Source organism: Mesorhizobium sp. M0678 (assembly GCF_040320505.1).
Classification (GTDB): Bacteria; Pseudomonadota; Alphaproteobacteria; order Rhizobiales; family Rhizobiaceae; genus Mesorhizobium.
In genome coordinates this window covers 54,238-66,645 of the sequence record NZ_JAMYPT010000020.1, presented here as the reverse complement: position 1 = coordinate 66,645, position 12,408 = coordinate 54,238, and the positions used below count along the sequence as shown (strand labels likewise).

Below are 12,408 nucleotides of genomic sequence, written 5' to 3'. Positions count from 1 at the left end.
TTTACAACGCCTTCACCGCCACCTTCACCGGCTGCTCGATTTCAAGCGGGTTGCGCAGAGGCAGGCCGAAATCCTGCGCCTCGATTTCGAATACGTCACCGGCCTCGGTCCTGATGCCGTCGGCGAAGGACAGCGTCGCCGTGCCGAACATGTGTACATGCACGTCACCCGGCTGGCGGAAGGCCGAGTATTTGAAGTGATGATGCTCGAGATTGCCAATGGTGTGCGACATGTTCGCCTCGCCCGACAGGAACGGCTTTTCCCAAAGCAGCTTGCCGTCGCGTAGGATGCGTGAAGCGCCGCGGATGTCGGACGGCAGGTCGCCGATCAGGATCTCCGGGCCGAACGAAGCGTTGCGCAGCTTGGAATGGGCGAGGAAGAGATAGTTCACACGCTCGGTGACGTGGTCGGAAAACTCGTTCGACAGGGTGAAGCCGACACGGAACGGGGCGCCGTCGTCGCCGATCACATAGATCCCGGCGATTTCCGGCTCCTCGCCGGCATCCTGGGCGAAGGCCGGCGACATAAGCGCCGCACCGGGCGCCACCGCCATGGTGCCGTTGCCCTTGTAGAACCATTCCGGCTGCACGCCGGTCTGGCCCTTCGCCGGCTTGCCGCCCTCAAGCCCCATGCGGAACATCTTCATGGAATCGGTCAGCTGTTCCTCGCCGTCCGTGCTGAGCTTCTTGTGCATGGAATCGCGGGTCGCGGCGGAGCCGAGATGCGTCAGCCCGGTACCGGTGAGATGGAGATGCGCCGGATCGGGATGGTTGATCGGCGACAGCAGCCGGCCCTTCTTGTAGGCTGCGTCGAGATCGACGGTTTCGCCGAAGCCCTTGCGCTCGATCAGGGCGACAAGCCCGCTGCCGGTACGCGCGGCTTCCATCGCCAGCGAATAGACGCTGCGGGCGCCGTTGATGACGCGGGTCTTGCCGCCGCTGCGGGCAACGACGCGGATCGTCTCGGCGTCGTCGAGGATTTGTGAGATCAGCATGGTAACCCTCTCTGAATTGTGGGCTTGGCGTGCCTTTCTTGGCAAACCCTGCCCTGCGCGGCCCGGACCCTGTCCGCGCCTCGGTTGAAATTCTTCGTCCGGATTGCGCTCGCGGATCAGGTCCCTCGGGGGACTTCTTTGCGCCGCCCGGCAGCGCCGCGATGTGACCCGTATGCCTCCTGGTTGCCTCTCAAGCCTTGTTCTTGTTGTAGACGTCGAAGACGACGGCGCCGAGCAGCACCAGGCCTTTGACCACCTGCTGCCAATCGACATTGACGCCCATGATCGACATGCCGTTGTTCATGACGCCCATGATGAAGCCGCCGACCACCGCGCCGATGACCTGGCCGACGCCGCCCATCGCCGAAGCGCCACCGATGAACACCGCGGCGATGACGTCGAGCTCGCTGCCGAGGCCGGCCGCCGGCACAGCCTGCCCCAGGCGCGCTGCGATAATCAGGCCGCCGAGTGCCGACAGCACGCCCATATTGATGAACACCATCAACGTCAGCCGTTCGGTCTTGATGCCCGATAGCTGGGCTGCCTTGACATTGCCGCCCATCGCATAGATGCGACGGCCGATCGTCATGCGTTTGGTAACGAAGACGAACAACGCGATCAGCACGCCCATCACCATGAGAACGATGGGGAGGCCCCTATAGGTGGCGAATTGGTAGACGAGAAACAGCGCCAGCGCGCTGATCACCAGGGTCTTGACGACGAACAGCGAGAAGGGCTCGGCTTCGTAGCCATGTTTCTCGCGGGTGCGCCGTGCCCTGAGCCCGAAATAGGCATAGGCGAGCACGGCGACGAGGCCGATCACGATCGTCGTCAGGTGCAGCGTCAGGCCGCTGCCGACAATGGTTTTGCCGGCGGCGTTCACGGTTGGCGGTATCAGCGTCAATGGGCCGATCAGGTCCGGAATGAAGCCGGAACTGAGCGCCTTGAAGCCGACGGGAAGCGGCCCTACGGAAGACCCGCCACCCAGCAGCGCCTGGCAGATGCCGCGGAAGATCAGCATGCCCGCCAGCGTGACGATAAAGCTCGGTATTCGGTGATAGGCAATCCAGTAGCCTTGTGCCGCGCCGATCGCACCACCGACGATCAGGCAGATGATCGACACCACCAGCGGATTGCTCAATGGGCCAAGCGGCCAGATGACCATCATCATCGCCGCCAGTGCGCCGATGAAGCCGGCGACGGAGCCGACGCTGAGATCGATGTGACCCGAAACGATCACCAGAAGCATGCCCAGCGCCATCACGATGATGAAGCTGTTCTGCTGCACGAGATTGCTGAGGTTCACCGGCTTGAACAGCGTTCCGGACGTGGTGAACTGGAAGAACACCATGATTGCGATCAACGCCAGCACCAACCCGTATTCGCGCAGGTTGGTGACCAGCGCCGAGACGGCAATGCGAGGTCCCTGTTGTAGATCCTGGGCAACGCCGGTCTGCGGCCCGGGAGCGCTTTCGGTGCTCATGATGCTTTTCCTTCTCCGCGGACGATGGCGCGCATTATCTTTTCCTGGCTGGCGTCGCTTGCCGCCATTTCGCCGACGATGCGTCCTTCGTTCATGACGTAGATGCGGTCGGTGATGCCGAGCAGTTCGGGCATTTCCGACGAGATGACGATGATTGCCTTACCCTCGGAGGCGAGACGCGCGATGATCGTATAGATTTCATACTTGGCGCCGACGTCGATACCGCGTGTCGGCTCGTCGAGGATCAGCACTTCCGGATTGGCGAACAGCCATTTCGACAGCACCACCTTCTGCTGATTGCCGCCAGAAAGGTTGCCGGTCATCTGGTAGACGCTCGAGGCGCGGATATTGGTCCTGCCGCGATAATCGTTGGCGACCGAAAGCTCGCGCAAATCGTCGATCACGCCGTGGCGCGACACGCCGGGCAGGTTGGCCAGCGTGATGTTGTGCTTGATGTGGTCGATCAAGTTGAGACCGTAGGTCTTGCGGTCCTCGGTAACGTAGGCAATGCCGTGTTCCACCGCCTTGCTCACCGAAGAGACGTCGATCGGCTTGCCGTTGAGGAACACCTCGCCGGTGATGCGATGGCCATAGGACCGGCCGAACAGGCTCATGGCAAACTCGGTCCGGCCGGCGCCCATGAGCCCGGCAATGCCGACCACTTCGCCCTTGCGGGCGTTGAGGTTGATACCCTTGATGACCTGCCGCTCGGCATGGATGGGGTGGTAGACCGACCAGTTTTTCACTTCGAGAACGGTCTCGCCGATCTTCGGCTCGCGCGGCGGATAGCGGTCGTCGAGCGAACGGCCGACCATCGAGGTAATGATGCGGTCCTCCGAGATGTCCTTCTTGGCCAGCGTCTCGATGGTCCGCCCGTCACGGATGATGGTGACCTTGTCGGCGACCCGGTTCACCTCGTTGAGCTTGTGCGAGATCAGGATCGAAGTGATGCCTTGCCGCTTGAATTCGAGCAGCAGATCGAGCAGCGCCTGGCTGTCCTTTTCGGACAGGCTCGCGGTCGGCTCGTCGAGAATGAGCAACTTCACTTCCTTGCTGAGCGCCTTGGCGATCTCGACCAGCTGCTGCTTGCCGACGCCGATATTGGTGATCAGCGTGTTGGGGTCCTCCTTGAGGCCGACCTTCTTGAGCAGGGCGCTGGTGCGCGCCTCATTGGCATTCCAGTCGATGACGCCGTATCTGGCGTGCTCGTTGCCGAGAAAGATGTTTTCGGCGATCGACAGCATCGGCACCAGCGCAAGCTCCTGGTGGATGATGACGATGCCCTTGCGCTCGCTGTCATGGATGCCTTTGAAATGGCACTCATCGCCGCGATAGATGATCTGGCCGTCATAGGTGCCGGACGGATACACACCCGACAGCACCTTCATCAGCGTCGACTTGCCGGCGCCGTTCTCGCCGACCACGGCATGGATCTCGCCTTCCTCGACCATGAGCTTGACGTTCGACAGCGCCTTGACGCCGGGAAACGTCTTGGTGATGTCGCGCATCTCCAAAATCGTCGATGCCATTGAGAATACCACTCCTGCGAGGTCCGCAAACAATACCGGGCTGGCTCGCCAACGAAAAGGGGCCCTGCCTGCGCAGGACCCCAGGCTTTGTAACCGCGATTACTTCAGTTCTTCGGCCTTGATGTAGCCGGAGTCGACCACCAGGGCCTGGTAGTTCGACTTGTCGACGTCATGCGGCGTCAACAGGATCGAGGGAACGACCTTGACGTCGTTGTTGTAGGTCGTGGTGTCGAGGCCTTCCGGCTTGCCGCCCGAGAGCACCTTATCGACGAGTTCGACCGTCGCCTTGGCGAGTTCGCGGGTGTCCTTGAACACCGTCGAATACTGTTCGCCGGCGATGATCGCCTTGACCGAAGCGGTCTCGGCGTCCTGTCCGGTGACGATCGGCCATGGCTGATCGGCGGTGCCGTAGCCTACGGCGCGCAGCGAAGCGATGATGCCGCGCGACAGGCCGTCATAGGGCGAGAGCACGCCATCGACGCGGCTGCCGTCCGAGTAGTTGGCGGAGAGCAGATTGTCCATACGGGCCTGGGCGGTTGCCGCCAGCCAGCGCAGCGTGCCGACCTTGTCCATGCCCATCTGGCCGGACTTCACGACGAGGGTCTTGTCGTCGATTAGCGGCTGAAGAACCGACATGGCGCCGTTATAGAAGAAGAACGCATTGTTGTCGTCCGGCGAACCGCCGAACAGCTCGATGTTGAACGGGCCCTTCTTCTCGGGATAACCGAGACCCTTGAGCAGCGATTTGGCCTGGATGACGCCGACGCCGAAATTGTCGAAGGTGGTGTAGTAGTCGACATTTGGCGTCTTCTTGATCAGGCGGTCGTAAGCGACGACGACAACGCCGGCGTCATTCGCCTTCTGCAACGCATCGCCCATCGTGGTGCCGTCGATCGAAGCGATGATCAGCGCCTTCGGGCCCTTGGTGATTTCGTTTTCCAGCTGGCTGAGCTGGTTCGGAATGTCGTCCTGCGCGTACTGCAGGTCGACAGTGTAGCCCAGAGCCTCGAGCTGGGACTTGACGGCGTCGCCGTCGTTGATCCAGCGCTGCGAGGTCTTGGTGGGCATCAGCACGCCGATCAGGCCTTCGCCCGCCTGCGCCGGCAGCGTCATGGCCGCGATGCCTAGGGCCGCGACGGCGGCCAGTGTCTTGACAATCTTCACATTAACTCTCCCTGGTTGATGGACGCGTACCCTTGGGTTTCGTGGGCCGCGCAATCGTGCAGGAGCGCCAAACGCGCCGCTGCCGTCAATCGATCTCCGGTATCCTCCCAATCGGCCCCGAGACTCTGGTTTCAATCGATACGAGTTTTCCCTCGTCACCGACCGTCAAGCCTCAGGACGCGCGAAGGGTGTGTCGCTTTGCCATAACTGTCAAATGCGATCTTTGATGGTTGCTATATCGAGACTGATATGGCTTAGGCTAGTGACGACGCTGCCGGATCCAGCCAGGGCGCCGGGCGTAAGAGTAGGGAAGAATCATGGCGGCGCTGCGAAATCCTGACGGAATATCAGCCAGTTACGATGAAATTCCGGGTGATGGCGGAACCTTGCTGCGCAGCGGCTTGAGCCTGCGTCACATGCGCATGATCGCAGCCCTCGACGAGCACGGCCGGGTGAGCGCCGCGGCCCAGGTCATGAACATCTCGCAGCCGGCGGCCTCGCGCATGATCGCCGAGATGGAGGCCGTGCTCGACGTCAAGCTCTGCGAAAGGCTGCCGCGCGGCGTCACGCTGACACCCTATGGCAAGGCGTTGGCACGGCGCGCGCGATCGATCCTGCTCGAGATGCGCGAGGTCGATCGCGAGATTTTCGAGCTCAAGGCGGGCAAAGGCGGCTCGGTGTTCCTGGGCGCGGTGACAGCACCGGCGATCGAGCTGGCGGTGCCGGCGATCCGCGAGATCCGGCGCCTTTATCCGCGCATCGAAATCACCATGCAGGTCGAGACATCGAACGTCCTGGCGCGCGAGCTGATCGCCTCGCGCCACGATTTCATCATCGCCCGCATCCCCGACGACCTCAATCCGCGGCTGTTCGAAGCGCGCGTCATCGGCGTCGAGAAAGCCTGCCTGATCGTGCGCCGCGGCCACCCGCTGACCAAGGGCAAGGCGGTGCGGCTGGAAGACACCGCCGCCTATGACTGGGTTTTCCAGTCGGGCGGCTCGCCGCTGCGCCAGGCGATGGAAAGCAACTTTTTGAACCGCAACATCGCGCTGCCGGACCGCATCCTCAACACCAGCTCGCTGCTATTGACTCTGGTCATGGTCGCGCAATCCGACGCCATCGCGCCGGTGTCGATCCAGGTCGCGAAGTTCATCCAGAACCCCGAGGGCCTGGCCGGCGCTATCGATGTCGTCCACACTGAATTCGACATCGAGGTCAGGCCGTACAGCCTGATCACGGTGAAGAACCGCGCGCTGTCACCGGCAGCCAAGATGCTGCACGATTTTATTTTGCGAGAGGTGGGCTGAGGGTTGGAGCGGGTAGCGGGCGCATCCCGTGGCCGGCCAGACGACCAGACAGGCCCGCCAGCAGCGGCGCCGATGCACGTCGGCCACTACTGCCTGATGCTCAAAAAAAGCCCGCCAGCAGAAGCCAGCGGGCCAAGGGTAGACTTTCCGGTTGGGGTCATTCGAGGCCCCGCCGACCCTCAATGTGAGATATTCCACGAACTGGCACATCGGCCAAACAGATGAAAGACGGCCAGCCGGGCTGTAAAACTGCCTATAAATCCGCTGGTTTTCAGCTTGGCCAGAACAAGTGCAATGCACCGGGGGCAAAAGCTGGAGCGGGTAGCGGGAATCGAACCCGCGCGTTCAGCTTGGGAAGCTGACAAGCTACCATTACATCATACCCGCGCTGGTTCCTCCGATATCATGGCCCGGCGCCGATGCGCAATCCGGTTTGAGGGCTCGGCTTGATGCTGGGCTATCAACTGCGTATTTCTAGGCATGTGCCCGAATCGCGGCACCCGACTGTGGAGACAGGCTTGTCCGCACTGAACCGCTTTCTCGGCGATACGCCGCTCCGGGTGATCCTGAAGCTGCTTGTGGTGTCGTTCCTCGTCGGGCTGGTCATGAATGCCTTCGGCTGGTCGCCGATGGATGTGCTTTACGGCATTCGCAAATTCTTCATCGACCTGTGGAATTTGGGCTTCCACGCCATCGACCGTTTCCTCGGCTACATCCTGCTCGGTGCCGCGATCGTCGTGCCGGCCTTCATCCTGCTCAGGATCGCTAACTACCGGAAATGAATTTTCAGGCGTAGCCCGCCGCCACCTCGAACAGGATGGCGTGCCGTGCAGCAAGTGCTGCGACATCCGTCGAATAGCCTCCGCCGATAACGCCGCATACCGGTATGCCAAGCGTGCGGAAATGGCGGATCACCATATCGTCGCGGGCACGCAGCCCGTCATCCGTGAGCGACAACCTGCCGAGCCGGTCCTCGACATGGACATCGACGCCGGCATTGTAGAAGACGAGGTCCCAGCGCCTTCGCGCCGACAACTCCGGCAGGATGGCGTCCAGCCGCTCCAGATAGGCTGAATCGCCGGCGCCGTCGGGCAGGGCGACATCGAGATCGGAGGCGATCTTGAGCGCGGGGTAGTTGCGGTCGCCATGCATGGAGAAGGTAAACACGCGCGGCTCGTCGTTGAGGATATCCGCCGTGCCGTCGCCCTGATGCACGTCGAGGTCGACGACCAGGATGTTTTGGACAGCAGCTTCGGCGAGCAGCACCAGCGCGGCAACGGCTACGTCGTTGAAGGTGCAGAAGCCGGCGCCTTGCGCGCGCCGCGCGTGATGGCTGCCGCCGGCGGTGTTGCAGGCGATGCCGTTCAGCAACGCCAGCCGCGCTGCCAGCACCGTGCCGGCCGTTGCGAGCTGCGCCCTCAGCGAAACCCGCGGTCCCACGGGAAAGCCGATCTCGCGCTCGATCGCCACCGGCACTTCGCAGGCAAGCACCTGGTCGACATAGTCGACCGCGTGGGCAAGCTTCAGCCATGATGGCCGCGCCGCCTCCGGCATGTTGAGCGCTTCGGGCTGCGCCAGGCCGCGTGCCCGCAAGGCATCCATCAGCAGCGGATATTTGCTCATCGGGAAGCGGTGGTTGACGGCGAAGCCGGCGTCGTAGTCGGGATGATGAACGATCTGCAAGGGCATGGGACGGGCGGTGCGCCAGAGGCGGGTTTCGGTTGACCATAGCGGGGTGGATGGTTGCGCGAGGTCCGCAAACTGGGGCACATCGGCTAGCCGATCAAGCCGCAACAGGAAGCAACACGCGTTTGGAGCAGGCTTTACCCACCGAAGTCCACGCCACCGAAGCCAGGGCCTTCGTCGTCACCAACCGCTCGGTGCTCGCCATCGCCGTGCCGATGACGCTTGCCTATCTGACGACGCCGTTGCTCGGAATTGTCGACACGGCGGTGATTGGGCAGTTCGGCGACGCCGCCCTTCTCGGCGGCCTGGCGGCCGGCGCCCTGATCTTCGACGTCGTTTTCACCACCTTCAACTTCCTGCGCTCCGGCACCACCGGCCTCGTCGCCCAGGCCTTCGGGCGCGGCGATGCGCTGGAGGAGCAGGCGGTGTTCTGGCGCGCCGTGCTGATCGCGGTCGTCGCCGGCGTCGTGCTTGCCGCGCTTGCGCCGCTGGTCTCCACCGCCGGGCAATGGTTCATAGGCGCCGAACCGCGCGTCAGCGCGGCGATGGACGTCTATATCCGCATCAGGATGCTCGCCGCACCGTTCTCCCTGATCAATTACGCCATCCTCGGTTACGTGCTTGGGCGCGGCGAGGGCGGGCTCGGGCTGATGCTGCAATTGATACTGAACGGCATCAACATCGCCCTCTGCTTCCTGCTTGGCCTGGAGTTCGGCTGGGGCGTCGCCGGCGTCGCCTGGGCGACGCTCACCGGCGAATTCGTCGCCATGCTGCTGGGTCTCGCCATCGTCGGCCGGCGCTTCTGGGCGGCACCCAGGCTGCCGCGCCACCGCGTCCTCGATCTGCCGGCATTCCTGCGCATGATGTCGCTCAACCGCGATATCATGATCCGCTCCTTTTCGCTGCTCGCCGCCTTCGCGCTGTTCACGCGCCAGGGCGCGCAGTTCGGCACGCTGACGCTGGCCGCCAACGCCGTGCTGATGAACCTGTTCCTGGTTGCCGGCTATTTCATCGACGGTTTCGCCACTGCCGCCGAGCAGCTCGCCGGCCGCGCCATCGGAGCGCGCGCCGCCACCGCCTTTAACCAGGCGGTGCGGCTGACGCTGCTTTGGGGACTCGGTCTGGCCGGCGCGGCGACACTCTTCTTCCTGCTGGAGGGCACGGATCTGATCGCCCTGATCACGACCGCGACGGACGTCCGCGCCATTGCCGACATCTACCTGCCCTGGGCGGCGTTCACCGCGCTCAGCGGCGTGCTGGCTTTCCAGATGGACGGTGTCTTCATCGGCGCAACATGGTCGCGCGACATGCGCAACATGATGCTGTTGTCATTCCTGGCGTTCAGCGCCGCGCTGCTGATCCTGGCGCCGGCCTTCGGTAATCACGGCTTGTGGGCGGCGTTGCATGTCTTCCTGCTGGTACGCGGCTTCAGCCTGCCCGCCATATTGCGGCTGCGGGTGCGCGCGGTCTTTGGCTGATCGCTAAAACGGTTTCGCCGCCCAGTGATCGAGGCGGCTGTCGCGAAGCTCGCGCAGCGACTTCAGCCGTTGACTGTCCATGAAACGGGCCATGCCGGAAAGAATGCGCCCCGGCAGCGCGGGCCCGGCATAGATCATGCCGGTATAGAGCTGGACGAGATCGGCGCCGGCACGGATCTTTTCCAGCGCCGTCTCGGCGGAATCGACGCCGCCGACGCCGATGATGGTGGGATCCGGGCCAAGCAGTTTTCGCATCCTTGCCAGCACGATAGTCGAGCGCTCGAACAAGGGTTTCCCCGAAAGCCCGCCGGTCTCGCCGGCAAGGCCGGCGCTGCTCAGGCCGGCTCGCGCGATCGTTGTGTTGGAGACGATGACGCCGTCCATTTGCTTGTCGCTGATCTCGGCGGCGATGTCCTCAAGCTCGGCCTCGACCAGATCCGGCGCGATCTTGAGGAACACGGGCGGTTTTGCCGGTGCTGCCGCACGCGCGGCCATGACCCGCGACAGAAGTTCGCCAAGCTGTTCGCGTGCCTGCATGTTGCGCAGGCCCGGCGTGTTCGGCGAGGAGATGTTGATTGCCAGATAACTGGCATATCGCGCGAACCGGACCACGCCGCGTTCATAGTCACTGACGCGGTCGGTGCTGTCCTTGTTGGCGCCGATGTTGACGCCGACGATGCCGGCACGGCCCATGCGGGCGGCAAGGCGCTTTTCCGCGGCGGCGTGGCCTTCATTGTTGAAGCCCAGCCGGTTGATCACTGCCCCGTCCGAAGGCAGCCGGAAGATGCGCGGCTTCGGATTGCCGGTCTGCGGCAGCGGCGTGATCGTGCCGACCTCGGCGAAGCCGAAGCCGAGGCCGAGCAGCGCGTCCGGCACTTCGGCATTCTTGTCGTAACCCGCGGCCATGCCGAGCGGGTTCGGGAAACCGAGCCCGCAACGGCTGACCTTTAACCTGTTGTCCTGCGGCGGACGACCGGCGACCGGCAGCCCGCATCTCAGCGCGGCAATCGACAGCCCATGCGCGGTTTCCGGATCGAGCGTGAACAGCAGTTTCTGGCCGATCCGGTCGAACGCGCTCATTCGGCCTCCAGCGCCGGGAATTCATGCCGGCCGTCAGCGCCGAGCGGCAATGCCTGCACCGAAACGACCGCATCGAGGCCGAGCCCGCCATAGAGATGCGGGAACAGGGCGCCGCCGCGCGAGACCTCATATTTCAGCGCATCGCCGAGGCGCGCGCTATCGACGGCGACCAGCAGCAACCGGCTTTGGCCGGCGAAATGTTTGGCCGCCGTTTCCCGAACCTGCCCGGCGGTGGAAAAATGGATGAAGCCGTCGGCGACGTCGATCGGCGCGCCGGTGAAGCCGCCTTCTCTTTCAGCCTCGCGCCACAGCGCCTCGGGAACTATCTTGTAGATGATCTCGGACATCGTTGCGCTATAGTCCGAACCGACCACGCGGGGAAGGGCAGGCCCGTGTTCTTCCCCATTTCAGGTTCATCCCCATTTCAGGCGCAAACTGTGATAGATTGCGCTGACTGGCTCATGGAGGAAAACATGCGTCTGAAACACGTCTTGATCCCCGCAGCACTGGTGTCGCTTGTCGCGGCGTCGGCCTTTTCCGAGGAAGCCGATCGCTACCGGTTGGAGAAATCGGCCAATGGCTATGTCCGCATGGATACGCAAACCGGCGCCATGTCGCTCTGCGAGGAACGCTCCGGCCAGCTCGTCTGCAAGACGGCGGCCGACGAACGTGCCGCCCTACAAGATGAGGTCGACCGGCTGCAAAGTTCGGTGAAGGCGCTCGACGAACGCGTCGCCAAGCTCGAAAATTCGCTTGCCGCCCGTTTCGAATCGACTTTGCCCAGCGAGGAGGATTTCAACAAGACGATGGGCTACATGGAGCGCTTCCTGCGCAGCTTCATGGATATCGTCAAGGACATGGACAAGGACGACGACGGCGCCAAGCTCAATTCGCAAAAGACCTAGGCAATTCGCAAAAGACCTGGGGCGGGAATAGCAAGCCGCCCACGCCGGACGGCAGGCGTAGCGTTACAATCGTTCAGATCCTGCAAGGCGGAACATCGCCAACGGGATTCGGGGAGGGATATCACCGTTGGGCTACACATTCGTCATTGCCGATGATCACCCGCTTTTTCGCGGTGCATTGAGGGAGGCACTCGCGGGTATCGGAGATGTTGCCGCCATTCACGAGGCTGGCGATTTCGAAAGCGCCAAGGCGCTTGTCCTGGCCAATGAGGATGTCGATCTGGTGCTGCTCGATCTCTCGATGCCGGGGGCAAGCGGTCTTTCCGGCCTGATTTCGCTGCGCGGCATCCATCCGGCGGTGCCGATGATGGTGGTCTCGGCGCATGACGATCCGGTGACGATCCGGCGCGCGCTCGATCTCGGCGCCTCCGGCTTCATCTCCAAATCGGCCAGCATGGAGGAGATCCGCAATGCGGTGCAGTCGGTGCTCGCAGGCGATATCGCGGCTCCCGTCGGCATCGATCTCGGCGTCGAGCGCGATCCCGAGATTTCCGACCTGATCAAGCGGCTGCAGGCGCTGACCCCGCAGCAGACGCGCGTGCTCGGCATGCTGGCTGAGGGACTGCTCAACAAGCAGATCGCCTATGAGCTCGGGGTCTCCGAAGCGACGATCAAAGCGCATGTCTCGGCCATCCTGCAGAAGCTCGGCGTCGACAGCCGCACGCAGGCGGTCATCCTTTTGTCCAAAATCGGCAGCGACCCGCTGCAGACGGCCGGCTGAT

Annotated in this window: 12 protein-coding genes and 1 tRNA gene; 5 read left to right on the top strand and 8 right to left on the bottom strand. The window is 63.1% G+C overall.

Features of this window, described 5'->3' with window-relative positions; translation table 11 throughout:
• Window position 1: 1 nt before the first annotated feature.
• The 4 genes from araD1 to chvE form a co-directional block, all read right to left on the bottom strand.
• Window positions 2-994: an AraD1 family protein gene (gene araD1 / locus NKI29_RS26510; RefSeq protein ID WP_023677357.1), complete on the bottom strand. Its 993-nt coding sequence runs from the start codon at window positions 992-994 to the stop codon at window positions 2-4.
• 190 nt (window positions 995-1,184) lie between these two features.
• Window positions 1,185-2,477, bottom strand: a complete 1,293-nt coding sequence (gene mmsB, locus NKI29_RS26505; protein ID WP_023677358.1) for a multiple monosaccharide ABC transporter permease — start codon at window positions 2,475-2,477, stop codon at window positions 1,185-1,187.
• A complete protein-coding gene (mmsA, locus tag NKI29_RS26500; protein ID WP_352797800.1) occupies window positions 2,474-4,006 on the bottom strand; it encodes a multiple monosaccharide ABC transporter ATP-binding protein in 1,533 nt (510 codons plus the stop codon). Before mmsA ends, mmsB begins: the two co-directional genes overlap by 4 nt.
• A gap of 99 nt (window positions 4,007-4,105) precedes the next feature.
• On the bottom strand, window positions 4,106-5,170 hold the full coding sequence (gene chvE, locus NKI29_RS26495; RefSeq protein ID WP_023677360.1) for a multiple monosaccharide ABC transporter substrate-binding protein: 1,065 nt from the start codon (window positions 5,168-5,170) through the stop codon (window positions 4,106-4,108).
• Window positions 5,171-5,487: 317 nt separating this feature from the next.
• On the opposite strand from chvE, the gene NKI29_RS26490 reads away from it, so the two are divergent.
• The gene (locus tag NKI29_RS26490; protein ID WP_023677361.1) at window positions 5,488-6,477 is read left to right on the top strand and encodes a LysR family transcriptional regulator; all 990 of its coding nucleotides are present in this window, start codon (window positions 5,488-5,490) and stop codon (window positions 6,475-6,477) included.
• Window positions 6,478-6,790: 313 nt separating this feature from the next.
• Here the strand turns inward: NKI29_RS26490 and NKI29_RS26485 are convergent.
• Window positions 6,791-6,864, bottom strand: a tRNA-Gly gene (locus NKI29_RS26485).
• 131 nt (window positions 6,865-6,995) lie between these two features.
• On the opposite strand from NKI29_RS26485, the gene NKI29_RS26480 reads away from it, so the two are divergent.
• A complete protein-coding gene (locus NKI29_RS26480) occupies window positions 6,996-7,259 on the top strand; it encodes a DUF6460 domain-containing protein (RefSeq protein WP_023677362.1) in 264 nt (87 codons plus the stop codon).
• A gap of 4 nt (window positions 7,260-7,263) precedes the next feature.
• Here NKI29_RS26480 and NKI29_RS26475 read toward each other — a convergent pair whose 3' ends face one another.
• Complete coding sequence (locus NKI29_RS26475; RefSeq protein ID WP_023677363.1) at window positions 7,264-8,166, bottom strand: histone deacetylase family protein; 903 nt, start codon at window positions 8,164-8,166, stop codon at window positions 7,264-7,266.
• Between the two features lie 50 nt (window positions 8,167-8,216).
• Here NKI29_RS26475 and NKI29_RS26470 point away from each other — a divergent pair, with 50 nt between their 5' ends.
• Complete coding sequence (locus tag NKI29_RS26470; protein WP_352797803.1) at window positions 8,217-9,641, top strand: MATE family efflux transporter; 1,425 nt, start codon at window positions 8,217-8,219, stop codon at window positions 9,639-9,641.
• A gap of 3 nt (window positions 9,642-9,644) precedes the next feature.
• Here the strand turns inward: NKI29_RS26470 and NKI29_RS26465 are convergent, their stop codons facing one another.
• Together NKI29_RS26465 and NKI29_RS26460 are read right to left on the bottom strand one after the other, a co-directional pair.
• On the bottom strand, window positions 9,645-10,721 hold the full coding sequence (locus NKI29_RS26465; protein ID WP_023677365.1) for a quinone-dependent dihydroorotate dehydrogenase: 1,077 nt from the start codon (window positions 10,719-10,721) through the stop codon (window positions 9,645-9,647).
• The gene (locus NKI29_RS26460) at window positions 10,718-11,068 is read right to left on the bottom strand and encodes a DUF952 domain-containing protein (RefSeq protein ID WP_023677366.1); all 351 of its coding nucleotides are present in this window, start codon (window positions 11,066-11,068) and stop codon (window positions 10,718-10,720) included. The genes NKI29_RS26465 and NKI29_RS26460 overlap by 4 nt, the downstream gene beginning before the upstream one ends.
• A gap of 126 nt (window positions 11,069-11,194) precedes the next feature.
• Between NKI29_RS26460 and NKI29_RS26455 the strand changes: the two genes are divergently transcribed.
• Together NKI29_RS26455 and NKI29_RS26450 are read left to right on the top strand one after the other, a co-directional pair.
• Window positions 11,195-11,626, top strand: a complete 432-nt coding sequence (locus tag NKI29_RS26455) for a hypothetical protein (protein WP_023677367.1) — start codon at window positions 11,195-11,197, stop codon at window positions 11,624-11,626.
• A gap of 118 nt (window positions 11,627-11,744) precedes the next feature.
• A complete protein-coding gene (locus NKI29_RS26450; protein WP_031211969.1) occupies window positions 11,745-12,407 on the top strand; it encodes a response regulator transcription factor in 663 nt (220 codons plus the stop codon).
• Window position 12,408 lies beyond the last annotated feature (1 nt).